This is a genomic window from Streptomyces vastus (assembly GCF_039532825.1).
Taxonomy (GTDB): domain Bacteria; phylum Actinomycetota; class Actinomycetes; order Streptomycetales; family Streptomycetaceae; genus Streptomyces; species Streptomyces vastus.
In genome coordinates, this window is the sequence record NZ_BAAASJ010000099.1 from 120293 (window position 1) to 144889 (window position 24597).

At 67.3% G+C, this 24597-nt stretch carries 21 protein-coding genes and 1 pseudogene; 10 read left to right on the forward strand and 12 right to left on the reverse strand.

The window, feature by feature from the left end:
* Positions 1-412 precede the first annotated feature (412 nt).
* A complete protein-coding gene (gene dnaA, locus ABD357_RS32120; protein WP_344394541.1) occupies positions 413-2365 on the reverse strand; it encodes a chromosomal replication initiator protein DnaA in 1953 nt (650 codons plus the stop codon).
* Positions 2366-2747: 382 nt separating this feature from the next.
* Here dnaA and rpmH point away from each other — a divergent pair, with 382 nt between their 5' ends.
* The 9 genes from rpmH to ABD357_RS32165 all read left to right on the forward strand — a co-directional run bounded on the left by rpmH (position 2748) and on the right by ABD357_RS32165 (position 9770).
* Positions 2748-2885, forward strand: coding sequence for a 50S ribosomal protein L34 (gene rpmH, locus ABD357_RS32125; RefSeq protein WP_030354375.1), 138 nt, complete (start codon positions 2748-2750; stop codon positions 2883-2885).
* A gap of 21 nt (positions 2886-2906) precedes the next feature.
* Positions 2907-3278: a ribonuclease P protein component gene (gene rnpA, locus ABD357_RS32130; protein WP_078491857.1), complete on the forward strand. Its 372-nt coding sequence runs from the start codon at positions 2907-2909 to the stop codon at positions 3276-3278.
* Complete coding sequence (gene yidD, locus ABD357_RS32135) at positions 3275-3640, forward strand: membrane protein insertion efficiency factor YidD (protein ID WP_033321307.1); 366 nt, start codon at positions 3275-3277, stop codon at positions 3638-3640. The genes rnpA and yidD overlap by 4 nt, the downstream gene beginning before the upstream one ends.
* 3 nt (positions 3641-3643) lie before the next feature.
* On the forward strand, positions 3644-4957 hold the full coding sequence (yidC, locus tag ABD357_RS32140; RefSeq protein ID WP_344394542.1) for a membrane protein insertase YidC: 1314 nt from the start codon (positions 3644-3646) through the stop codon (positions 4955-4957).
* 15 nt (positions 4958-4972) lie between these two features.
* On the forward strand, positions 4973-5485 hold the full coding sequence (locus ABD357_RS32145) for a Jag family protein (RefSeq protein ID WP_344394543.1): 513 nt from the start codon (positions 4973-4975) through the stop codon (positions 5483-5485).
* Positions 5486-5624: 139 nt separating this feature from the next.
* Positions 5625-6341 carry a 16S rRNA (guanine(527)-N(7))-methyltransferase RsmG gene (gene rsmG, locus ABD357_RS32150; RefSeq protein ID WP_344394544.1) on the forward strand — a complete coding sequence of 239 codons (717 nt, stop codon included), beginning with the start codon at positions 5625-5627 and terminating at the stop codon, positions 6339-6341.
* 304 nt (positions 6342-6645) lie between these two features.
* Positions 6646-7719, forward strand: coding sequence for a ParA family protein (locus ABD357_RS32155; protein WP_344394699.1), 1074 nt, complete (start codon positions 6646-6648; stop codon positions 7717-7719).
* Positions 7716-8828 carry a ParB/RepB/Spo0J family partition protein gene (locus ABD357_RS32160; protein ID WP_344394545.1) on the forward strand — a complete coding sequence of 371 codons (1113 nt, stop codon included), beginning with the start codon at positions 7716-7718 and terminating at the stop codon, positions 8826-8828. The genes ABD357_RS32155 and ABD357_RS32160 overlap by 4 nt, the downstream gene beginning before the upstream one ends.
* Positions 8829-9152: 324 nt before the next feature.
* Complete coding sequence (locus tag ABD357_RS32165; RefSeq protein WP_165341952.1) at positions 9153-9770, forward strand: GNAT family N-acetyltransferase; 618 nt, start codon at positions 9153-9155, stop codon at positions 9768-9770.
* 92 nt (positions 9771-9862) lie between these two features.
* Here ABD357_RS32165 and trxA read toward each other — a convergent pair whose 3' ends face one another.
* From trxA to ABD357_RS32200, 7 genes are all read right to left on the reverse strand, one after another.
* Positions 9863-10195 (reverse strand): thioredoxin, encoded by a 333-nt coding sequence (trxA, locus tag ABD357_RS32170; protein ID WP_344394546.1) that lies wholly within the window; start codon positions 10193-10195, stop codon positions 9863-9865.
* Between the two features lie 42 nt (positions 10196-10237).
* Entirely contained in the window at positions 10238-11209 is a 972-nt protein-coding gene (gene trxB, locus ABD357_RS32175; RefSeq protein WP_344394547.1) for a thioredoxin-disulfide reductase, read from the reverse strand.
* Positions 11210-11382: 173 nt separating this feature from the next.
* Positions 11383-12309, reverse strand: coding sequence for an anti-sigma factor family protein (locus ABD357_RS32180; RefSeq protein WP_344394548.1), 927 nt, complete (start codon positions 12307-12309; stop codon positions 11383-11385).
* Positions 12306-13022, reverse strand: coding sequence for an RNA polymerase sigma factor SigM (gene sigM, locus ABD357_RS32185; RefSeq protein ID WP_344394549.1), 717 nt, complete (start codon positions 13020-13022; stop codon positions 12306-12308). Before sigM ends, ABD357_RS32180 begins: the two co-directional genes overlap by 4 nt.
* A 20-nt stretch (positions 13023-13042) precedes the next feature.
* A complete protein-coding gene (locus ABD357_RS32190; protein WP_344394550.1) occupies positions 13043-14743 on the reverse strand; it encodes a protein kinase family protein in 1701 nt (566 codons plus the stop codon).
* 119 nt (positions 14744-14862) lie between these two features.
* Positions 14863-17109, reverse strand: coding sequence for a murein biosynthesis integral membrane protein MurJ (murJ, locus tag ABD357_RS32195; protein ID WP_344394551.1), 2247 nt, complete (start codon positions 17107-17109; stop codon positions 14863-14865).
* 46 nt (positions 17110-17155) lie between these two features.
* Entirely contained in the window at positions 17156-19552 is a 2397-nt protein-coding gene (locus ABD357_RS32200) for a DUF6049 family protein (RefSeq protein ID WP_344394552.1), read from the reverse strand.
* A gap of 228 nt (positions 19553-19780) precedes the next feature.
* Between ABD357_RS32200 and ABD357_RS32205 the strand changes: the two genes are divergently transcribed.
* Positions 19781-21253: a CCA tRNA nucleotidyltransferase gene (locus tag ABD357_RS32205; RefSeq protein ID WP_344394553.1), complete on the forward strand. Its 1473-nt coding sequence runs from the start codon at positions 19781-19783 to the stop codon at positions 21251-21253.
* 114 nt (positions 21254-21367) lie between these two features.
* Here ABD357_RS32205 and ABD357_RS32210 read toward each other — a convergent pair whose 3' ends face one another.
* The 4 genes and pseudogenes from ABD357_RS32210 to ABD357_RS32225 form a co-directional block, all read right to left on the reverse strand.
* Positions 21368-22195: a hypothetical protein gene (locus tag ABD357_RS32210; protein ID WP_344394554.1), complete on the reverse strand. Its 828-nt coding sequence runs from the start codon at positions 22193-22195 to the stop codon at positions 21368-21370.
* A gap of 198 nt (positions 22196-22393) precedes the next feature.
* Positions 22394-22547 (reverse strand): annotated as a pseudogene (locus tag ABD357_RS32215) (MFS transporter); the annotation flags it as partial.
* Positions 22548-22655: 108 nt separating this feature from the next.
* Positions 22656-23042, reverse strand: coding sequence for an LppU/SCO3897 family protein (locus ABD357_RS32220; protein WP_344394555.1), 387 nt, complete (start codon positions 23040-23042; stop codon positions 22656-22658).
* Positions 23043-23263: 221 nt separating this feature from the next.
* Positions 23264-24544 carry an MFS transporter gene (locus ABD357_RS32225; protein WP_344394556.1) on the reverse strand — a complete coding sequence of 427 codons (1281 nt, stop codon included), beginning with the start codon at positions 24542-24544 and terminating at the stop codon, positions 23264-23266.
* Positions 24545-24597: the final 53 nt, after the last annotated feature.

Below are 24597 nucleotides of genomic sequence, written 5' to 3' on the forward strand. Positions count from 1 at the left end.
GGACAACTGGCCTCAGCCTGTGGGCCACCAGTGGACAACTTTCCGCACAGCCTGTGGATCTTCTCGCCGTCCACAGACTGTGGAGATCGTCTGTCCACGAATCCACAGTCGGCTGACCTGGGTTGATCCTCATTCGGCAGCGCACCCTGTGGACACAGTCTGGACAACTCCCAGGTCCCCAGGGTGTGGACGCGAGAAAGTCCCGGAATCTGTGGAGCATGGCCGTAACGCGGCGCGTATTCGAACAGCGGGTGCTCCTCGGGTGACCGCAGTTCGATGCGGAACACGGTCCCGAGCGGCGGAGCACGACCGCAGAGGGCGTGCCAGAACCGGGCAGAAGCCGTACGAGATCAGCGAAAGGCGCCCTCGGGAAGTGTCCCGGGGCGCCCTCAGCGACGTATGGAAGGAGCTGTCAGCCGTTCTTGATGCGGTTCGTGAGCTTGGTTACCTGGTTGTAGATGGAGCGCCGCTCGGCCATCAGGGCGCGGATCTTGCGGTCGGCGTGCATGACGGTCGTGTGGTCGCGGTTGCCGAACTGCGCGCCGATCTTCGGGAGCGACAGGTCGGTGAGTTCCCGGCACAGGTACATGGCGATCTGGCGGGCCGTCACCAGCACCCGGCTGCGCGAGGCTCCGCACAGGTCCTCCACGGTGTGCCCGAAGTAGTCGGCGGTCGCGGCCATGATGGCCGTCGCCGTGATCTCCGGGGCCGCGTTCTCGCCGCCCGGGATCAGGTCCTTGAGGACGATCTCCGTGAGGCCGAGGTCCACCGGCTGCCGGTTGAGCGAGGCGAACGCCGTGACGCGGATCAGCGCGCCCTCCAGCTCGCGGATGTTCCGTGAGATCCGCGAGGCGATGAACTCCAGGACCTCCGGGGGGGCGTTGAGCTGCTCCTGCACCGCCTTCTTACGAAGGATGGCGATGCGTGTCTCCAGCTCGGGCGGCTGGACGTCGGTGATCAGTCCCCACTCGAAACGGTTCCGCAGCCGGTCCTCCAGGGTGACCAGCTGCTTGGGCGGCCGGTCCGAGGAGAGCACGATCTGCTTGTTGGCGTTGTGGAGCGTGTTGAAGGTGTGGAAGAACTCCTCCTGCGTCGACTCCTTGTCCGCGAGGAACTGGATGTCGTCGACAAGAAGGATGTCCATCTCGCGGTAGCGCTTGCGGAAGCTGTCGCCCTTGCCGTCGCGGATGGAGTTGATGAACTCGTTGGTGAACTCCTCGGAGCTCACGTACCGCACGCGCGTGCCCGGATAGAGGCTGCGGGCGTAGTGGCCGATCGCGTGCAGCAAGTGCGTCTTGCCGAGTCCGGACTCCCCGTAGATGAAGAGGGGGTTGTACGCCTTGGCAGGTGCCTCGGCGACGGCGACCGCGGCGGCGTGCGCGAAGCGGTTCGAGGCTCCGATGACGAACGTGTCGAAGAGGTACTTCGGGTTGAGGCGTGCGGTGGGCTCGCCCGGACCTGTGGCGGGGGCCGGCTGCGCGGCCAGCGGGCCTGGTGCGCCGCTGGGGGCGGGCAGGGTCGAGCCGACGGGCCCGCCGCGGTGGACGTGACCGCTGCCGGACGGCGACGGCTGTTCGGGCAGCTCGCGACGGTTCGGCCGCTGGTCGTAGTCGGAGCGGGGCTGATCGTAGTCGGACCGCTGCTGCTCGTAGCGCTGGCGCTCCGGGGACTGCGGCCGGTAGTCATGCGGAGGTGTCGCGTACGGGTCACGCTCCGGGAATCCGAGTCGCTGCTGCTGCCAGCCGTAGTCGTCGCCCTGCGAGGGTCGCGGCCAGCTGCCCTGCTCTGGGCGCGGCTGGTAGTCGGGATACGCAGGGCGGGCGGTGGGGAGCTGGTCTGCGCGGGCGGTGGGGAGTTGGTCGGGGCGGGCGCTCGGGAGCTGGTCGGGGCGGGCTTGGGGGTGGTCGTGGTTGCGGTCGTGCGGTCGGTTGTCCGCGCGGTGGCGGCCGTACCCCTCGTATTCGTCGCGCTCCTCGTATCCGTCTCTCCCGTCTCGTCCCTCGTATCCGTCTCTGCCGCCTTGCGACGGGAGTTCGGTCTCCTCGTAGCGCGGCCGACGCGGGGCGGGGGGCGTCGGCGGGGGCTCGCCGGCGGAGTCGTCGACGGTGATCGCGATACGGATCGGACGGCCGCACTCGCGGCTCAGCGTGTCACTGACGATCGGCGCCAGGCGCCCCTCGAGCACACCTTTCGCGAATTCGTTCGGGACGGCGAGCAGTGCGGTGTCCGCGACCAGGGCCAGCGGCTGGCAGCGCTTGATCCAGTGCTCGTCCTTCGCTTCGACGCCCTGCCCTCGTCCCTCACCGAGGAGTTCTTCCAGTACGCGTGGCCACACTGCGGCAAGATCGGCAGGTACATCAGCCACAGGGCACGCTCTCTCACGGGTCCCTCGAACGTGTGATTCGCGGGACGGGTCGGTATGTCACTCGGGTGGGCTGGTGGAACGAGGCAGTTGGGGCGGGGCGAAGTCCAGCCACGGTAGTCAGGGCGACCGCTGCGGTTCAAGTTGTTGTCCCCAGCCTGTGGATAGTGTCTCCCGGTCGCCGCTGGTTTGACCGGATGGCGTAGCCGCGCGTACCGTTGCCAGGTCGAGTTGTCGATGGCTGCTGCCGCCTGCCTCCGATGGGCATAGATCACGTACGAGTGATCGGGAAGCGGTGCACTCGGGCGTAAGCGAGCTACTCGTGGGCGCACGGTGACAGCCATGACGGCACCCCGCAACTACCGATTCTTTCTGGAGCCCCCGAGTGAGCAAGCGCACCTTCCAGCCGAACAACCGTCGTCGCGCCAAGACCCACGGCTTCCGGCTGCGTATGCGCACCCGTGCCGGCCGCGCGATTCTTGCGACCCGCCGTGGCAAGGGTCGCGCCCGCCTGTCCGCCTGATCTCGCAGCACAGGTCATGACGTGCTGCCTACCGAGAATCGGCTGAGGCGGCGCGAAGACTTTGCGACCGCGGTACGCCGGGGACGCCGGGCCGGACGCCCGCTTCTCGTCGTCCACCTGCGTAGTGGTGCAATGGACCCGCACGCGCCTGGGGAGAGCGCTCCCCCGTCGCGTGCGGGTTTCGTTGTCAGCAAGGCGGTGGGCGGCGCTGTCGTACGCAACAAGGTGAAGCGCAGACTTCGTCATCTGATGCGCGATCGAGTGGCCCTGCTGCCCCCCGGTAGCCTGGTAGTCGTACGAGCGCTGCCCGGTGCGGGTGACGCCGACCATGCACAGCTGGCCCAAGACCTGGATGCCGCTCTGCGGCGGCTACTGGGAGGGGGCGCGCGATGAAGTACCCACTGCTGGCTCTCATCAAGCTGTACCAGTGGACCATCAGCCCGCTGCTCGGGCCGGTGTGCAAGTACTACCCGTCGTGCTCCCACTACGGGTACCAGGCCATCGACCGCCACGGTGCGATCAAGGGAACGGCACTCACTGCCTGGCGGATCCTGCGGTGCAATCCGTGGTCGCTGGGCGGTGTGGACCATGTCCCGCCGCGCAAGCGTCCGCGGTGGCACGAAATGCTGCGTAACACCTGGCGCGCACGCAAGGGCGGGAACTCCGCCGCCGAACCGGCCATTGGAGGGCACGGTATGTCCGACCAGCCCTCGAGCCCGGCCGCCGAGACCCCGTCGCATGCTCAAGGAGCCTGATTAGTGGACACGATTGCCAGTATTTTCAGCTTCATCACGACGCCCGTTTCCTGGGTCATCGTCCAGTTCCACTCGGTGTACGGCGCTCTCTTCGGCCCGGACACGGGCTGGGCCTGGGGCCTTTCCATCGTGTCCCTGGTGATCCTGATCCGAATTTGCTTGATCCCGCTCTTTGTGAAGCAGATCAAGGCGACCCGGGCCATGCAGACGCTCCAGCCCGAGATGAAGAAGATCCAGGAGCGTTACAAGAACGACAAGCAGCGTCAGTCCGAAGAGATGATGAAGCTGTACAAGGAGACGGGCACCAACCCGCTCTCCTCATGCCTTCCCATCCTGGCGCAGTCCCCGTTCTTCTTTGCCCTGTACCACGTGCTCAACAGCATCGCGTCGAACGACACCATCGGTGTGATCAACGAGCGGCTGCTGGAGAGCGCACAGAAGGCGCACATCGTCGGTGCCCCGCTGGCAGCGAAGTTCACTGACAGCTCGAGCAAGGTCGAGGCGCTCGGTGCTTCGCTGACAGACGTCCGTGTCGTCACCGCGGTCATGATCGTCCTGATGTCGGCGTCGCAGTTCTACACGCAGCGCCAGCTGATGACGAAGAACGTCGACACCACGGTGAAGACGCCGTTCATGCAGCAGCAGAAGATGCTGATGTACGTCTTCCCCATCATGTTCGCCGTCTTCGGCATCAACTTCCCCGTCGGTGTCCTCGTCTACTGGCTGACCACCAACGTGTGGACGATGGGCCAGCAGATGTACGTGATCCACAACAACCCGACCCCGGGCAGCAAGGCTCAGTCCGCCTACCTGGACCGTCTTGACAAGCGCGTCACGCACCACGGCGGGACCCGCGGCCGCGGTGAACGCGCCATCGTGAAGGCCATCGTCGCCAAGGGCCGTGACCGCAACGAGTACGAGCGCAAGTTCATCAACGGTCTGACCAAGGCGGGCCTCGCGGCTCAGGCCGACGGCACGGTGGTGAAGAGCGAGGTCACGACCGTCGCCGAGACCGAGGACGGTGCCCCGGCGACCAGCACTCCCAAGCGTCAGCAGCCCAAGCGGCAAAGCAAGTCCCGGCGCCAGTCGGGCGGCACCCAGGGCGGCGCCAGTGGCGCCAAGACGACGGGTGACTCCGAGGAGAAGACCTCTCTGAGCAAGTCCGACGGGCCACAGGACGCCAAGCCGGCGGGCGGCAAGTCCGCCTCCGGCGGCAAGGCCGCTTCGGGTGGCAAGTCTGCCTCGGGTGGCGCACGCAGCAAGGCCCAGTCCGGACGCAAGGGCCCGCAGCGGCCCAAGTCCCCCTCCAAGAAGTAAGAAGGAGTCCATCCCGTGACGGAAGGCACCACCTCCGCCGCCACCGAGGGTGGCGACACCCTGACCCGCCTTGAGCAGGAGGGTGAGATCGCGGCGGACTACCTCGAGGGTCTGCTGGACATCGCCGACCTCGACGGTGACATCGATATGGATGTCGAGGCCGATCGCGCCGCTGTCTCGATCATCAGCGACACGGGCAGCCGTGATCTGCAGAAGCTGGTCGGCCGTGACGGCGAGGTGCTCGAGGCTCTTCAGGAGCTCACGCGGCTGGCCGTTCACCGGGAGACCGGAGACCGTAGCCGGCTGATGCTTGACATCGCGGGCTACCGCGCCAGGAAGCGCGAGGAGCTGTCTGAGCTGGGCGCCAAGGCCGCCGCCGAGGTCAGGAGCTCCGGCGAGGCGGTGAAGCTGAAGCCGATGACGCCCTTCGAGCGCAAGGTGGTGCACGACGCGGTCAAGGCTGCGGGCCTGCGCAGCGAGTCCGAGGGCGAGGAGCCGCAGCGCTTCGTCGTCGTGCTTCCCGCCTGAATCGGTACGTACGTTCCTCCGGCCCCGTCTGTTGCGCAGGCGGGGCCGGACTTTGTCAGCCTGATAGTGCCTGTTGGTTCCTTGTGGCCCTGGTGATCAGCGCCCAGTGCGCTTGTGCGGTACGGAAGGACGGTTCCCCGTGACGGAGGCAGCGGAGCTCCCCCCTGCGCCTGAGCAGGCCCGGGCGGTATTCGGCGATCGCTTCGCAGACGCGGTCCGCTACGCGGAACTGCTGGCGGATGCAGGAGTGCGGCGCGGTCTCATTGGTCCCCGCGAAGTGCCTCGCCTGTGGGAGAGGCACCTGCTGAACTGTGCGGTGCTCTCGGAAGTCGTGCCCGAGGGGGTGACCGTGTGTGACGTCGGTTCCGGTGCCGGGCTGCCCGGCATCCCACTGGCCCTCGTCCGCCCGGACCTGAAGATCACGCTGCTTGAACCGCTGCTGCGGCGTACGACCTTCCTCACCGAGGTCGTCGAGCTGCTCGGCCTCGACCATGTCACTGTGGTCCGCGGCCGCGCCGAGGAGGTCCTGGGCAAGCTGCCTCCGGTCCATGTCGTGACGGCACGGGCTGTCGCGCCCCTGGACCGCCTGGCAGCATGGGGCGTGCCGCTGCTGCGTCCCTACGGAGAGATGCTTCTGCTCAAGGGCGACACCGCGGAGGAAGAAGTCAAGGGCGCCGGGGCCGCGCTGAGTAAGCTCGGTGCCGTGGAGACCTCCGTGCTCCATGTTGGCGAGGGTGTGGTGAGTCCGCTCTCCACCGTGGTTCGGGTCGAGGTCGGGGAAAGCCCCGGAGGGGTGCGCTTCGCGGCCAAGCGTGCCAAGGCTGCACGGATCGGACGGGCGCGTCGTCGTCGCTGAACTACCGTCCTGACGGTGAGACGTACTCCACACAAGCTGCCATAGCTGCGCATGTCGGAGTGTCGTGCGGGCGCCGTCGCGGGCCCTGTGCATCGTGTTTCACGTGAAACGTCGCTCACTCCTGCATGGCATCATCAGTCGCGGCCGCGCTGCGGCCGAACCCCGCGACCGCAATCCCCTCGGATCCCTCAGGGGAAAACCCTCCTCGGGTAACAACACGTCCCCCGGGGAGGGCACGGAGTTGTCCACAGAGGTGGATTTCTCCACAGAAGAACGGGCCTCGCTGGTTCACGACCCCGAAGGCATGGGAGGCTCTGTTCATTGCGAGCCTGAAGTCGAGGAGAGTGAATCCTTGCGGTCCGACGCCAACATCGCGGGACCGATGACCGATCCGGTCCCCGGTCCCCGTACCGAGTCGATGGGGGACGATGTTTCACGTGAAACACCGCCCCCGATGGACGACACTCCCATCGGTCGTGCTGCCCAACTGGCGGTGGAGGCTCTAGGCCGCGCCGGCGAGGGCCTGCCACGGCCTGAGCAGACCCGTGTGATGGTTGTCGCCAATCAGAAGGGTGGGGTGGGCAAGACCACGACGACGGTCAACCTCGCCGCTTCGCTCGCCCTGCACGGGGGGCGAGTCCTGGTGATCGACCTCGACCCTCAGGGCAACGCGTCCACTGCACTGGGTATCGACCATCACGCCGAAGTTCCGTCCGTCTACGACGTCTTGGTCGAGAGTAAGCCGCTCTCCGAGGTCGTCCAGCCGGTCCCCGATGTCGAGGGTCTCTTCTGTGCACCTGCCACGATCGATCTCGCCGGTGCGGAGATCGAGCTGGTCTCTTTGGTGGCACGGGAGAGTCGGCTGCAACGAGCGATCCAGGCGTACGAGCAGCCGCTGGACTACATCCTCATCGACTGCCCGCCGTCGCTGGGCCTGCTGACGGTCAACGCACTGGTCGCTGGCGCGGAGGTCCTGATCCCGATTCAGTGCGAGTATTACGCGCTGGAGGGTCTGGGCCAGCTGTTGCGGAACGTCGACCTGGTGCGAGGGCATCTCAACCCCACGCTGCATGTCTCGACGATCCTGCTCACCATGTACGACGGCCGGACGAGACTGGCCTCCCAGGTCGCGGACGAGGTGCGCAGCCACTTCGGCGAGGAGGTGCTGCGGACGAGCATTCCGCGCTCGGTCCGCATCTCCGAGGCGCCGAGCTATGGGCAGACAGTGCTGACCTACGACCCGGGGTCGAGTGGCGCCCTCTCGTATCTTGAGGCGGCACGGGAAATCGCGTTGCGGGGCGTCGGCGTGACGTATGACGCGCAGCATGCCCACTTGGGCGCACACAACGATCAGAGCATGGTGGAGGGGATCCAGTGAGCGAGCGACGGAGGGGGTTGGGCCGTGGTCTCGGCGCACTGATCCCGGCGGCCCCGGCAGGGGAGAAGGCGGCACCTCCGGCGGCGGGAGGAGCGTCGACTTCGCCAGCCGCGGTGCCCGTACTCACTGCAGAGCGCGGAGTGGCGGCGGCGAAGGTCGCCACGCTTCCGCCGGGCAATGTTTCACATGAAACCGCGGAGCCATCGGCGAGCGGCGTCGTGGAGGTGCCGGCGGCTCCCGTCGGGGCGCACTTCGCCGAACTGCCCCTCGACTCCATTTCGCCGAACCCGCGCCAGCCACGTGAGGTGTTCGACGAGGACGCTCTCGCTGAACTCGTCACCTCCATCAAGGAGGTCGGGCTTCTCCAGCCCGTCGTCGTACGACAATTGGGCCCGGCTCGCTACGAGCTGATCATGGGCGAACGGCGCTGGCGGGCTTGCCGTGAGGCAGGGCTCGAGGCCATCCCGGCGATTGTGCGCGCCACGGAGGACGAGAAGCTTCTCCTGGACGCGCTTCTGGAGAACCTGCATCGCGCTCAGCTGAACCCACTGGAAGAGGCAGCCGCCTACGACCAGTTGCTGAAGGACTTCAACTGCACGCACGACCAGTTGGCGGACCGGATCGGCCGGTCCCGTCCGCAGGTCTCCAACACCTTGCGCCTGCTGAAGCTCTCGCCCTCGGTCCAGCGCCGTGTCGCCGCCGGGGTGCTCTCCGCAGGCCATGCGCGGGCCCTGCTCTCTGTCGACGACTCGGAGGAGCAGGACCGTCTGGCTCACCGCATCGTGGCCGAGGGGCTCTCGGTGCGGGCCGTCGAGGAGATCGTCACCCTTATGGGGTCGCGGCCCAAGTCCGCTCCGCGCTCCAAGGGGCCGCGGGCCGGCACGCGGGTCTCTCCGGCGCTGACCGACCTCGCCACGCGCCTCTCGGACCGCTTCGAGACCCGCGTGAAGGTCGACCTCGGCCAGAAGAAGGGAAAGATCACCGTTGAGTTCGCCTCAATAGATGATCTGGAACGCATCCTCGGCGCGCTGGCCCCGGGCGAGGGTCCGGTCCTCCAGAAGAGCCTCTTGGACGACGACTCCGGGGATTCTGAGGGGTCTGAGGCCTGAGCCTCAAGGGTGGGCACGATCCGATCGGCCGATCATCAGAGCGGGCCGTGTCCGGTGTGTACCGGAACACGGCCCGCTCTTTGCTTTCTGTCGGTATCGATGGAATCGCATCGTGGATACGATGCGATCGGGTATGGCGCATCCACCTGGCAGCACCTTCTGTGGGGAGGCGGGGGCCATGCGGGCGATGAACCGCACCGGACTGGTGAGCGCGGGCCTGGGGCTTGGCGCGGTCGGCGGGTTCGTCGGCAGCCTGCTCAGGGAAAGGAGCGCTCTGACAGCTGCTCGTGATGCCGCGGGCGAAGGAAGCGAGGAACTGCCTTCATGGGGCGTCGGCTCGTACCGCTCACGCTGGACAACCTCCAGGATCTTCCCAAGCGCTGCCGCACGTGTGTCTTCTGGGAGTTGGACCCAGTCAGCGGTCAGGCCGCGGTAAAGGCAGGCACACCCGAGCTGGAGAAGGAAGCGTGGATCTCCGCTGTCCTGCTGGAATGGGGATCCTGCGGCCGGGTCGTCTACGTGGACGAGGTGCCAGTGGGCTTTGTGCTCTACGCGCCGCCCGCGTATGTGCCGCGATCCACGGCGTTTCCCACGAGTCCGGTCTCTCCTGATGCGGTCCAATTGATGACGGCCTTCATCATGCCGGGCTATCAGGGACAGGGGCTCGGACGTGTGATGGTCCAGACGGTCGCCAAGGATCTACTGCGGCGGGGCTTCAAGGCGATCGAGGCCTTCGGAGACGCCCGGTGGAAGGAACCGGCCTGTGTCCTGCCCGCTGACCATCTGACGGCGGTGGGCTTCAAGACGGTCCGGCCCCATCCGACGTACCCGAGGCTGCGGCTGGAGCTGCGGACAACGCTCTCCTGGAAGGAAGACGTGGAGTTGGCGCTCGACCGGCTGTTGGGGGCGGTGCAGAAGGAGCCGGCTCTGCGGCCGCTGTAAACGCTCATGCGAATGGGCCACCCCCTCCGGGTTGGCCCATTCGTGTTTCACGTGAAACAACGCCGCGTCTGTGCGACGGGCATAGCCGACGATTACTCGCTGATGAAGTCCTCGAGGTCCCGGACGATCGCAGCCTTCGGCTTGGCACCGACGATGGTCTTGGCTACTTCGCCGTCCTGGTAGACGTTCAGGGTCGGGATGGACATGACCCCATACTTGGCGGCCGTACCCGGGTTCTCGTCGATGTTGAGCTTGACGACCTCGATCTTGTCGCCGTACTCGGCGGCGATCGCCTCGAGGGACGGCGCGATCTGACGGCACGGACCGCACCAGGCGGCCCAGAAGTCCACCAGGACGGGCTTGTCGCTCTTGAGGACGTCCTGCTCGAAGGAGTCGTCGGTCACATGCTTCAGGGTGCCGGCCACTGCGGGCTCCTTAACTGGTTGGTGCGGTGAGGTGGTTGGTGGTCAGACGGTGGTTTTCTCGGGCTCGGCCACGGCCTCGCCGTCCGCGAGGGCGGCGAGGAAGCGCTCGGCGTCGAGAGCGGCGGAGCAGCCGGTGCCGGCCGCGGTGATCGCCTGGCGGTAGGTGTGGTCCACCACGTCACCGGAGGCGAAGACACCCTGGATGTTCGTCCGGGTCGAGGGCGCGTCCACCTTGAGGTAGCCCTCGTCGTCCAAGTCGAGCTGGCTCTTGAACAGCTCCGTACGCGGGTCGTGGCCGATCGCGATGAAGAGGCCCGTCACCGGCAGTTCGGAGAGCTCCCCCGTCTTCACGTTGCGCAGCTTCAGGCCGGAGAGCTTCTGGTCACCTTGGATCTCGGCGACCTCGCTGTCCCAGACGAACTTGATCTTCGAGTCGGCGAACGCGCGCTCCTGCATCGCCTTCGAGGCGCGCAGAGTGTCACGGCGGTGGACGACCGTCACGGACCTGGCGAACCGGGAGAGGAAGGTGGCCTCCTCCATCGCGGTGTCGCCGCCGCCGATCACGGCGATATCCTGGTCCTTGAAGAAGAAGCCGTCACAGGTCGCGCACCAGGAGACGCCTCGTCCGGAGAGCACGTCCTCGTTGGGCAGACCCAGCTTGCGGTGCTGGGAACCCGTGGCGATGATCACGGCCTTGGCCCGGTGCACCGTGCCCGCGGTGTCCGTGACCGTCTTGATCTCACCGCTGAGGTCGACAGCGACGACGTCGTCCGGAACGAGCTCGGCGCCGAATCGCTCGGCCTGGGCCCGCATGTTGTCCATGAGCTCGGGGCCCATGATGCCGTCCTGGAAGCCGGGGAAGTTCTCCACCTCGGTGGTGGTCATCAGCGCGCCACCTGCGGTGACGGCGCCCTCGAACACCAGCGGCTTGAGCGACGCGCGCGCGGTGTAGAGCGCCGCCGTATAGCCGGCGGGCCCGGAGCCGATGATGATCACGTTACGGACGTCGCTCACGGCTTGATTCCTCGTCTCTGAAGACTGCTTCGTACAACCGGTGGGAGCCTGTCTCAGACTTCTCACCCCACCCAACGGATCCTACGGGGCGTGCATTCCCGACTGTGTCCGGGCACACGTCAACGCGTGACCGCACGGCGAGCACGGATGCCATGGACCGGAGTGGGGGTCGCTCAGCGTAGCTCGTAGGACTGCCGCAGCAGCACCTTGCCTGCCGAGTCCGGCGACTTGGCTACGCATGCGGAGTCGACGACATAGGCCGTGACCCGGGTGGCGCTGGAGGCGTCAGGGAGCACCACGAGATAGGCCTTGGTGCCTTTGTAGGTGCCTGTCTTATAGGCGAGAGCGGCTTCGTCGCGACCGATGCCCTGCTGGATGCACGGGGGCACCGCGACTTTGGGTTCCTTCAGAGTGCTCGGCTCGTCTGGGTCGGACGCGGACCCCCAGGGCGACTTGTCGTTGCGGCTGCCGCTGTCTTCGTCTTCGCTCGCAGCGAGGAGATCCGCGACCTGGCTCTCCAGCTTCCCCTCGGTGAAGGTGTTCGCAGAGTTGGCCTGATTCTGCTCTGGAGTGGTGCCCGGGGTGTCGTCGCCCATGGACTGAAGAAGCAGCCCGCCCAGCCCGAGAGCGGCAGCCGTGAACACGGCACCGAGGACGGCAGCGCCGCGACGGCCTCGGCGCGTGGCCTTCGTGCGACCCGGTCCGGTGGCGGCGCGAGGGCGTCCTGCGGGGCGGTCGGCCGCGGTCGATGTTTCACGTGAAACACGCGCGCCGTCGCTCTCGCCTGCCATGAGATGGGAGGCACCCACGGGCTCCTGGGCGGCCGCGGCATCGGCATCCTGCTCCGTGGCATTCAGCAGTGCCTCCGCGGCGAGAGCGGCATCGATGCGCTCCGCGACGTCGGCAGGCATGCGGGAGGGGCCCGGCAGCGTGCCGAGCATGCCGCGGATCTCTTCCAGCGATGCGTACACGTCCGCACAGAGCGCGCAGTCGTCAAGGTGCCGACGCAGGTCTGCCGTACGGGAGGGCGGGAGCAGGCCTTCGGTGAGGTCGGAGATCTCTGTGACTTCCGGGTGCTCGGCCGTGTCGGTCGATGTCACGCTCGCCCACCTCCGCCCTTCACAGCAGTTGAATCGCTTGGCCCTGCATCGTGTACTCCCGCTGCGGGTGGGACGGATGTCCCCTGCGTGCGGTTCCGTCCCTCGCCCGACTTCTTGCTGTCCTCGCCACTTCTGGCGTCCGTACGCAGGTGTCTGAGCAGAGGGAGGAGCCTGGCTCTACCACGTGCGCAACGGCTTTTGACCGTGCCGGTCGGCACGTCGAGCACGCGGGCGGCCTCCGCCACGGGGTAGCCCTGCATGTCCACCAGGACGAGGGCGGCCCGCTGATCGGGCGGCAGCGTGCCGAGGGCTTCGAGGAGTTCCCGGTGCAGATCATTGCGCTCGGCCGGCGCGGACGCGGACTCGTGCGGCTCCAGTAGCTGCTCAAGGCGTTCCGTGTCATCGACGGGAGACGTCTTACGGGAGGCCGCCTTGCGCGCGCGGTCGAGGCAGGCGTTCACCGTGATGCGGTGCAGCCATGTCGTGACGGCCGACTGGCCGCGGAAGGTGTGGGCGGCGCGGTAGGCGGAGACGAGAGCGTCCTGGACCGCGTCAGCGGCCTCCTCACGGTCCCCCAGAGTCCGCAGGGCCACTGCCCAGAGCCGGTCGCGGTGGCGCCGCACAAGCTCACCGAAGGCGTCGGGGTCACCCTCGACATGGTGGGCGAGGAGATCCTGATCGCTCGTCCCGTCGTATCCGGCACCGTCTGCCATCGGACCCCCTCCCCTCAGCCTCAGCTGGTCACCTTGATGTCCGCCACCCGGCCACGGTAGTTACCGTCGTCGGTCAGCGGCAGTTCGGTCAGCCAGACCAAGAGATAGCGGGTCTCGACGGACTCGTCGGGCTTGAGTACTCCGGTCGTACCGGACCCTTCGGCGATCTTCGAGAAGGAATCGAAGGACGTGGGCTCCGCGCTCGCTTCGCCGGAGGCGGCTCGGAGCTCGACGGACGTGTCCCCCACAAAGGAGACGGTCACCTTCCCGACCTGCTGGACTTTACCGAGGTCGAGAATGATGCCCACGCCCGACTTCAGTCGACCGAAGTCGGCGCTCGTGTAGAAGCTCGTCTCCCAGTACGTGCCTGGACTGCTGTCGTAGGCCTTCTCTATGTCCTCCGGATTCTCCGATCCGTCGGCGCCGAAGGGGTCGAAGGCGCGGGCACCCTTGATGGCGATCGGCTTGCTGACCGGTTTCTTCGCGCCCTTGTCGTTGTCGTCCGTCGTCTGCGTCTTGTTGGTGTCGTCCGGCTTCCCACGCTCTATGAGGGCGTCCGCCAGCTGCCAACTGCCAAGGCCCAGCGCGGCGATGAGCAATGCGGACACGGACCACTTGAGGGCCTTGCCGGTACGGCTCTGCAACGGAGGCGGCGGGGTCGGCACCGGCTGCGTGGCGCCGGGCCCCGGTGTCTGACGCCCGTAGGAGCCTTGCTGGTACGTGGTGCGCTGGTAGTCCGGCGGCCTGGTGAACGTGGGCTCGGGTGGGCGGATGCGCGGCATTTCGCCGATCGCCTTCACCAGCTCCTCCGGCGTCGTGCACGGCGGTTCCTGGCGGGACGCCGTCGCTCCATCGTTGACGAGCGCGCGCATCGAGAGTTCCGCCAGTCCGCGGTGCACCCCGGCGCGCACCTGGTCGGGCGCGATGAGCCCGACGCCCTTCGGAAGCCCGGAGAGGCCGTACGCGTCGTTCTCATACGGCCAGCGCTGGGTGAGGGCGGCGTACAGGAGCGCGCCGATCCCTTCCGTGTCGGTGCGCTGCGGTGTGTCGGAGCTGATGCCGCGCAGCGCGGCATTCACGGCGAGCCCGCGGATGCGCCACTGGCCGGACGAGGAGCGCAGCACAGCGCTCGGGGTCAGACGCAGATGCGCCAGCCCTTCGCGGTGCGCGGCCGCCATCGCCTGGGAGACCTGACTGACCATCTGATACGTGTCGTGCACGTCCAGCGGGCCCGCGGCCAGAAGCGTCGTCAGCTCTGTGGAGTCAGGAAGCCACTCCTGCACCACATAGACCAGGTCGTTCTCCTCAACCGCGTCCAGCACTTGGACGAAGCGGGGATCGCCCAGGAGAGCAGCGGAACGGGCCGCCGCCAGGACGGAGCGCGCCCGCGGATGATCGGCGGGCAGCAGGTGCACGCCGACGGCGCGACGCAGCTTCTCGTCCACCGCACGCCAGCTACTGAAACCGTCCAGACGGGTGACGCACTCTTCGAGCCGGTAGCGTCTGGCGAGTTTGTGGCCGCTGTGCAACTCGGGCGGTGAGGTCCTGCCGGGGCTCTCGTCCCCGCCGCTCCCCTGTGCCTCTTCGCTCTCCGAGCTTTTCGTGTCCCGCTCCCGGTTCTGGGCCACCCCGTCGGCCGTGGACTGGTCCGCCTTGGCGGTCAGCGGCTCATCACCACTGTTGTCTGCCACGTCGACGGCAGCCGTGCTCCGTTCCGCCACCGTCGTTCCTGCCTCCCCATCTCCATTGCCCGCTGTCCGACGCCAAAGCCAATTGTGCCCACAGTCCGCCGCTATGCACGACACGCGGTCCCGGACGATGGTTGTGCGCGTACCCCGCCTCAGCGCCCGAGGCGCCCGCGGACCATGCCGACCATTCCGTTCAGTTCCTCGATGCGCATACGCCGGGCCGCGACGAAGAAGACGCCGAGCAGGGCGATGCCCCCGCCGAGGAGGGCTGCCAGGGAGCCGAGGACACCCTGCCCCAGCCCCTGGGTGATTCCGTAACAGGCCGCGGCGGCCAGCAACGCCGCCGGTACCGAGGCGATGCCGAGACGGGCGTACGTACGTAGGACGCGAGCTCCGTCCAGGTCGCCGCCCAGCCGTTTGCGCAGCCGCTGCCAGGCCACGCCCACGCCGATCGCGTACGCGAGGCCGTAGGAGGCGGCCATGCCCGCCACTGCCCAGAGGGGTGGCAGAAGGATGTAGCAAAGTGCTGAGGCGCACGCGTTGACGGAGGCCACAATGACCGTGTTGTAGAAGGGAGTCCGGGTGTCCTCGTACGCGTAGAAGGCGCGCAGCACGACGTACTGCACGGAGTACGGGATGAGGCCGAGCCCGAAAGCCATCAGCATGTAGCCCATCTTCGTGGCCGCGTCGATCCCGGAGGAACCGAAGATCAGGGTGCACATCGGAATGCCGAGTGCGACGAAGCCGAAGGCGATCGGCACGATCGCGACGGCCGTGGTGCGCAGGCCCTGGGAGATGTCGTCGCGGACGGCGCCCGCATCCTGCTCAGCAGCCGAGCGCGAGAGTCTCGGCAACAGGGCCGCCATCAGCGAGACGGTGATGATGGCCTGCGGGAGGCCCCAGATGAGCTGGGCGTTGGCGTAGGCGCTGAAGCCGGTACCGCCGGTCCCGGTCTCCGTGACCGCCGCGGTCGCCAGCTGGGTGACGACGACGGCACCCGCCTGGTTCGCGAGGACGAACAAGATCGTCCACTTGGCGAGCATCGCGGCCTTGCCGAGGCCGTGGCCCTTCCAGTCGAAACGCAGCCGCAGCCGGAACCCGGTCTCGCGCAGGTACGGGATCATTGCGAGAGCCTGGACGACCAGGCCGAGCAGGACGCCGACACCGAGCAGCCGCTGGCCCTCTGGCGGGATGTTCCCGGCCTCCATCCCGGAGTTCGCCGAAGTGCCGTACACCCAGATGAACATGCCGAGCGTCACGATGATGACGATGTTGTTGAGGACCGGAGTCCACATCATCGCGCCGAAGCTGCCTCGGGCGTTGAGGATCTGGCCCATCACCACGTGGATGCCCATGAAGAAGATCGTGGGCAGGAAGTACCGGCTGAAGGTGATGGCGACCTCGTTGGCCGCGCCGTCACTGGCGACCGGCACCGACAGCATGCGGACCAGGAGCGGTGCGGCGAACATCGCGAGCAGGGTCAGCGCGCCGAGCGCCACCATGACAAGGGTCAGCAGACGGTTCGCGTAGGCCTCACCGCCGTCGTCGTCGTCCTTCATGGCGCGCACCAGCTGCGGAACGAAGACGGAGTTGAGGCCGCCTCCCACCGTCAGGATGTAGATCATCGTCGGCAGCTGGTAGGCGACCTGGAAGGTGTCGCCCAGGAGAGCAGTGCCCAGCGCGGCGACGATCAGCGCGGATCGGATGAAGCCCGTGAGGCGGGACACCATCGTGCCCGCCGCCATGACCGCGCTCGACTTCAGCAGACTCGACGCGCGGCCCCCGGACTTCTTCGGCGCGGGCGTGGGCGCCGATGCGGGCGCAGGCGGCGGAGACTGAGGGGCCGCGGGAGCCGGCTCGGGTGTGGGGGACGGCACACCAGGTGGGGAAGGCACACCGGGCGGACCCGCAGGGGGGTACGCGCCGCCCTGCTGCTGGTCACGGAAGAGATACGCGAAGGCATCCGGTTCGTGGCGTTCCTCGCCGGCCTGTGTCACCAGGTCGTCCACGCCCACGAACTGGGTCGTACGGGCATCGTCACCGTAGGGGAGATGCTGCGTCAGACCTTCCGGTTCGGGCGCCGGGGTCTGCGCCCACACACGGGGATCGGGAGCGTACGGCGACTGCGGCGGCTGGGCGTAGAGCTGCTGCGGCGGCGGGTATGTGCCGGGCGGTGGCGGGGGATGCGCGGCGCGGTCGTACAGCGCCTCACCGACCGGGTCCTGGGGGGCGAGATCCCGAACCCCGTAAGGATCCTGTCCGTAGGCGTCCTGGAGGTACATGTCGGCGGGAGGCTGTGGCGGCACCTGGCCGGGCTCCGGCGGTCCCTGCGGCGGGTCGTCGGGGTAGCCGGAGCCACCCGCGCCCTGACCGCGGTCACCGTCGTACGGCGCGTTCATGGTTACCCCACCTCATCGTCCCCGGGCCCACCGGCCACGACATCGCTCAACGGTCCACTCTCTCACCCGTGCCGGACGGGTCGGTGCTTTCCGGTGCGGTGTCCGGTGAAGGGTCACTCGGCTGCTCCGGGTCGTCTGCCCTGGATTCCACTGGCAACGCCAACCCCGATTCCTCTTCGGACGCCGCCCCCGACTCCGAGTGGAACGCCTCTTCACGACCATCCTCGGCGTCGTCCTCAGCCCCGTCGTCCAGCCTCCGATCGGCCTGCCGGGCAACCGTGCGCTTGCGCTGGGTGTACATCCGGAATCCGGCGAGTACGAGCAGCAGGACACCGCCGGCGATGACGAGCATCACCGTGGGGGTGATCTCGGTGACGCTCACGTCGAACGTGATGGAGTCGCCGTACGGCTGGCCATCCTCCGTGTAGAGCTGGGCGGTCACCGCGTACCGGCCGTTGGCCCGGCCGTTGGCGGTGAACTTCACCGACTGGCTGTGCCCGCCCGACACCTCCACCCGCTGTTCCGAGTAGGCACGATCACCGATGCTCAGGCGCGACGGCTGCTCCGACTTCAGGCGCAGCACCAGATGGTCGACGCCCTGGACAAGGTTGTTCTGCACGGTGATCGGAATCGTGGCGCTGCGTCCCGACAGCTTCGCCTCGGACTTCTCGATCAGCGAGACCTGACTGGTGAGTTCGTTGATATACGCATCCACGCCATAGCGGTACAAGACCTCTTCGGCTTCGTGACCGCGCCAGGACGTGGACATCGCCCGGTTGAGCGCCAGCCCGAAGGGGGTGACCACGCGGGACTCGTCGGTGAGGATCTCCCGGAATTTGTTGAGCTTCCGCTGCGTCTCCTCGATCCGCTCGAAGGTTGCCAGCGGCAGTTCCTGCTTGCGCAGCGAGGAGGGGTACGCCGAGGGGACCCGCGTGGTGGCGCCGGGGTCGGGTTTGGCTTCGGTGGCCGCGGACAGATCCGCCGACTGCGACCAGTTCCCGCTCTGGAGGGCCGTGAGTGCCTGCGCCATGGTCTGGGCCTGGCTGGCGGACGGCATGCGCTGCGGGGCGACCACGATGCTGCGCTGCTTCCCCGGCTGCTGAAGGGTGATCATCAGGGTCTGGGCGAGAAATTCCTGCACGGCGAGCGTGGAGTTGCCGGCCACCGCCATATCGCCCTGGAACGCCGTCGACAGGCGGGCATCCGCGACCACCGCCGTCGTGCCGCCGCCGATGGGGCGGGCAGCACTCGGCGTGTACGACAGGCCGCCGGTTTCCTCCAGGCTGTCGCTGCGGGAGATCACCGTGTCGGCGCCGGCGGATGTGGCGACCTTGACGATCGACGCGTCGATCGCGCCGTTCGTCGGCCAGGCGTACTCCGTGCTCGGCGTCACGTGGAGGATCGACTCCACCGTGATGGCGGACACCTCCGTGGCGTCCTTGAGATGGCCGAGCGACCCGGCGACCTTGGTGCCCTTGTGGGCCAGCGACGCCAGATCCGGGTCGGCGAAGGGGAGAGCGACGACCTCCTTGCCCTGGACTGCCTTCTCCAGCTCGGCGAGCCATTGCTTGGCGACCGCCTGTTGGGTGCCCGGCCTGGTCGCCACGGCGTCCTCCTGGACCTCGTAGCTGCGCGTCATCGCGTCCACGGAGGCCAGGAGGTCCGGATCGATCACCCACGTGACGTCGAGCTCCTTGCCGAGTGTGAGGAGCTGCTGCAGTCGGCCGCCGGGCGCGAGCTCCGCGGCCAGGTCGTCGTCCTTGAAGACGGGTGTCTGCTGCTCGTTCGAACCCGTCTCGACCGTCACATGGGGGGTGGAGATCAGGGGCCAGAGGTACGTCGTCCTGGTCTTGGTCTCCGCCGTTTCCGGCTGCCACGGCAGGAACGTCCGCTCGATCCCGAGAATCCGCTCGTACGGCTGGGCTTCAGTCTCCCCGGTGAGCGTGACCCCGAGCTGGTAGACGCCATCGGCGCCGAGGTCCAGCTCGTCGACGGGGACGGAAATGCTGAAGCTCTGCGGGACATTCGGCGTCAGCTGGGCGAAATCCTGTACGTACGAGCCGCCGACTTCGGCGCCCGCGTCGGGGTTGTTCTTCGCGGCGGTGTCGATCGACGAGCGGCCGTTCATCGTCGGTCCTACGCGCAGACCGACCTGGGCATCCGTGACCGACTGCTTGCCCTTGTTGGTGATCCGGCCCGAGACGGTGAGAGTGTCCCCGTCCGTGGGGACGCTGGGGCTGAGCGAGTTCAGGGAGACGTCAACCGTCTTGGAGCCGGTGGCCTCGGCCACGGCGGTTCGCTCGGCGGCATCCGCGGAGGGCGAGGCGGACAGCTGGAGAAGGCCGGCCAGCAGAGGCGCTCCGGCAAGCAGTACTCCGGTGCGCCGAAGCCACCGGCGGGCAGGTGAGGCACTCGTCCCCTGGAAGTCTGCCGCCTCGGCCACGCGCTCGCCCGTCCCTCGTCGTCAGTGGTCGTCGGAATGTGCGTCCACGCATGGTAACGATGCGCGCTGAGGGGAAGTGCCGCGGTCCGCCCCACAAGAACGGGGGCCAGGCCGGGCTGTCGCCTATGTGCACGTATTGCGGGAGGCGCCCCACCAGGTACGGGGAAGCACCTGTGCACGCGTAATGGGGGCGCTCGCCGTCGCCCGTGCCACGTACCCTTTTCTGTTGTGCCGAACGCCAACGAAGACATTCCCAATGCCCTGAGCCAGGTGCAGCACCGCGCGGTGAGCGAACTGCTGCGGGTGTCCCCCGTCGCCGACGATCTCGCCCGCCGTTTCCAGGAGGCCGGATTCTCCCTCGCCCTGGTCGGCGGCTCCGTCCGGGACGCCCTTCTGGGCAGGCTCGGAAACGACCTGGACTTCACGACTGACGCCCGTCCCGAGGACGTACTGAAGATCGTGCGGCCCTGGGCGGACGCCGTGTGGGAGGTCGGGATCGCCTTCGGGACGGTCGCGGCGCAGAAGGAGGCCCGGGTCGGGGACGCAGTTCAGCGCTTCGACATCGAGGTGACGACGTACCGTTCGGAGGCGTACGACCGGACCTCACGCAAGCCCGAGGTGTCGTACGGCGACTCGATCGAGGAAGACCTCGTACGCCGCGATTTCACGGTCAACGCGATGGCCGTAGCGCTGCCGGAGAAGGAGTTCATCGACCCGCACGACGGGCTGCGGGACCTGGCGCAGCGCGTGCTGCGTACCCCGGGCACTCCCGAGGCGTCCTTCTCCGACGATCCACTGCGGATGATGCGGGCCGCCCGCTTCGCCGCGCAGCTCGACTTCGAGGTGGCATCGGACGTCGTCGCCGCGATGAAGGCCATGGCCGAGCGCATCGAGATCGTCTCCGCCGAGCGTGTCCGGGACGAGCTGAACAAGCTGATCCTTTCCGCGTACCCGCGCAAGGGGCTGACGCTGCTCGTCGACACCGGACTCGCCGCGCATGTACTGCCCGAGTTGCCCGCGCTGCGTCTGGAGCGTGACGAACACCACCGGCACAAGGATGTCTACGATCACTCGCTGATCGTGCTCGAGCAGGCGATGGAGTTGGAGGAGAACGGTCCCGACCTCACCCTCCGCCTCGCCGCGCTGCTGCACGACATCGGCAAGCCGCGCACGCGCCGCTTCGAGAAGGACGGCCGGGTCTCCTTCCACCATCACGAGGTGGTGGGCGCCAAGATGACCAAGAAGCGCATGACGGCCCTCAAGTACTCCAACGATCTTGTGAAGGACGTCTCGCGACTGGTCGAGTTGCACCTGCGCTTCCACGGCTACGGCACCGGTGAGTGGACGGACTCCGCGGTCCGCCGCTACGTACGGGACGCGGGCCCGCTCCTCGACCGCCTCCACAAGCTGACCCGCTCCGACTGCACCACGCGCAACAAGCGCAAGGCCGCCGCGCTCTCCCGTGCGTACGACGGTCTGGAGGAGCGCATCGCCCAACTCCAGGAGCAGGAGGAACTGGACGCCATCCGGCCCGACCTCGACGGCAATCAGATCATGGAGGTCCTCGGTGTCGGACCTGGCCCAGCCATCGGCCAGGCGTACAAGTTCCTGCTGGAGCTGCGCCTGGAGAACGGGCCGATGGGTGAGGAAGCCGCAGTCAATGCGCTTAAGAAGTGGTGGACGGAGAAGCCGCGGACGTGACGTGCCGGGTGTGACCCACCGTGCCCTGGACGCGTAGAACGGCGTCATGTTTCACGTGAAACATGACGCCGTTCCTGTCACTGAGAGGGGAGGGCCCGGTGCGTCCCGCTCTGCCTATGCGTTCTTGAGGGAGCCGGTGGTCTTGCCGTGGACGGTGGTCTTCATCGTCTGCCTCTTGTCGATCTGCACCTCTCCCACCCCGGCGACGCCTATCTCCCCTTCCCAGACGATCGAGGCGTTGGCGTTGTGGCCGCGACTGCAGCTGCCGCCCACCGGGCACCACTGCCAGTCACTCAGCGACTTCTTCGGGATGCCCTTGGAGATGCGAATGACGCCGCTGAGATTCCTCTTGCTGCCATCGGCATCGTTCACTCTGGTGATGTCTCGCCCGTTGCTGTAGAAGTTCACCCACAGCTTGAATTGAACGACGTTGATCCCGAAGAGCTTGAGCTTGTTGGTGTGAGTCGCGGTGTGATTCCCGCGGCGCAGCGGCCTGCTTGCAGCGAGCCCGCTTACGGTGCGCTCGGACTCGAAGGTGACATCGCCGTCTCGCAGCGAGGTTGAGCGACGGGCGTTCTCGGAGAAGGCGGTCACGCCGGCGTTCCGGTCTGCGGTCTGCTCCAGGAAAGCCGTGAACAGGGCAGGGTCGCGGAGGTAAGCGATGAACCGGCTCTGCTCGCTCGGCTTCAGCTCCTGAAATGCATTGAGGGTCTCAGCTGCTCCTTTTTCGTGGGAGTGGCGGAGGTAGTCGACGTATGCGGCCGGACTGGTGGCGGGGTCGTTCTGTGCGGGCTCGGCGGCTGACACCTGTGTTGCAGAGCCCGCGAGGATGACGGCAGTAGCGAGGCTGCGGCCAGCCCTTGGGCGGTGCGACTCTTCATGAGTGTTCCCCGTGTTCTTGGGTGGTCGTGCTTCTGGTTGTCGTGGATCGGTCATCTCCACGTATCGTGATCCTCTTCGTTGAGGGCCGTTGGGCGCAAGAGAGTTGAGGTTCTTCAGAGCCGTGGGTGACTCTCGCTAGCGGTGGGGGAAGTGGGGTGCGCGCGAAACGGCGCCGCACCTCGGATGAGCGCGACGACTCGATGCTCCTGGCGGTGTTCCACGTGAAAGAGCACCATGGGAGGAGTCGACCAGCCGAGAAGGCAGCATCAGGGCGGCCACTCCGGCGGCGCTGACGAAGGCGACGTTGAACATCACGTCGTACACCGAGAAAATCCGGCCACGGAAGCCGTTGTCGACTGACCGACTGGACCATGGTGTCCGTGGCGATCTTTGCGCCTTGGGCTCGGGGCCCAGGACGAGGGCCGCCATTTCACGGGAAACATGACGCGGAACGAGCGGATTCGGATGCGTTGAGGGGCGGTGTTTCACGTGAAACACCGCCCCTCAACGCATCCGAGTCTTACTTGTTGTCCGCCAGGCAGAGAACGAAGGAGTCGGAGCCTTCCTTCCAAGAGAGGGCAGCGGTGGTGCCCTCGACGGATTGGCAAGCAAACTGCGACAGGCTAGAGCCGTTCTTCTTCTCTAGGACCTTGTGGGTGGCCTTTGAGTCACTGCAGTCGAGCTTCTCGACCGAGGCGTTGGAGTCGGAGCCCGTGTTCCGTAGGCAGTCGCCGGCCTGGAGCTTCGTAGCGTCGTCGCCACCGAAGAAATAGGTGCCAGCGGCAATGGACAGGACAGCCACAGGGATGATGAACCGCAGGTACTTCTTGAAGCCCGCACGTGCCGGAGCGGCCGGAGTGGGAACTGGCGCACCCTGGTTGAAGTAGGGGGATCGCTGAGGGCTCACAGGCTGTGGCTGCTGCTGGCCGTACGGGTTCCCACCCTGGGGCTGCCCGTAGGGATTCTGGCTCTGAGGCGGCTGCCCCTGAGCGTAGGGGTTCTGGCCTTGGGGCGGCGGAGTGGTCACTAGTGGGTCCCCCTGAAAACGTTGGGAGCGCGAAGCGCGAAATAAGACCCACGTAAGCTATCGGCCCCACTGACAACTCAGTGGCCTAAAGAAGCTCTGTGTCACTGATGTGACACTCGACGCCGCTCAAAGCGGGCCATAGACGCAGCAACTGCCGCGTAAACAACGGCCACCGTGACCACCAGCGGGACTGAGCGGCCGTCAGGGGGCAGCATCAGGGCGGCCACTCCGGCGGCGCCGACGAAGGCGACATTGAACAGCACGTCGTACACGGAGAAGATCCGGCCGCGGAAGCCGTCGTCGACGGACGACTGGACCACGGTGTCGGTGGCGATCTTCGCGCCCTGGGTGGTGAGGCCGAGAACGAAGGCCGAGACCAGTACGGGTACTTGGGTGAATGGCAGACCCAGCGCGGGTTCCAGAATCGCGGCCGATCCTGCGCAGACGACGATCCAACCTCCCGGCCCGAGCCTCCCGGCCGCCGTCGGAGTCACCACCGCCGCCACGAAGAAGCCCGCCCCGGAGATCCCCACGGCCAGCCCCAGCAGAGCGAGACCGTCCTCCCCGGAGCCGGACGACCAGGCGTACCGGCAGAGCATCAGCACCATGACCGTCAGTGCGCCGAAACAGAACCGCATCAGCGTCATCGCGGTCAACGCCCAGGCTGCCTCGCGGCGTGCGGGCTCGGCCAGATGGCGCACGCCGGCTGCCAGGCCACGTGCCGTACCCGCAAGGGCTGCCTTCAAATGTGGCTGCACCAACTCCTGGTCGGGACCCAGCAGTTCCCGCGTCATGCGCAGCGAGGCGAGCGCCGCGCACAGATAGAGCGCCGCTCCGACGAGGACGACCGCGGCGTCGGAGTCCGAGATGACGAGACGCACGACGAAGGCGATGCCGCCGCCCGCGGTCGCGGCGAGCGTCCCGGCCGTGGGCGACAGGGAGTTGGCCATCACCAAGCGCTCGGAGTCGACGACACGCGGCAGGGCGGCGGACAGACCCGCCAGGACGAAGCGGTTGACCGCGGTGACGCTCAGCGCGGAGGCGTAGAAGAGCCAGTCCGGGACGGTGCTCAGGATCAGCACGGCCGTCAGGGAGGCCAGCAGCGCCCGTAGAAGGTTCCCGTACAGAAAGACCTGGCGGCGTCGCCAGCGGTCCAGCAGAACCCCCGCGAAGGGGCCGACGAGCGAATACGGGAGGAGGAGCACCGCCATCGCCGACGCGATCGCGGCCGGCGAGGTCTGCCGCTCCGGCGAGAAGACGACGTACGTGGCAAGCGCGACCTGGTAGACGCCGTCGGCCCCCTGGGACAGCAGCCGTACGGCGAGCAGGCGCCGGAAGTTCCGGAAGCGCAGGAGTACGCGCAGGTCACGTACGACAGCCATCCGCACAGCCTCACATATGGGAAAGGTCCCCGGGCGCACGCCCCGGGGACCCT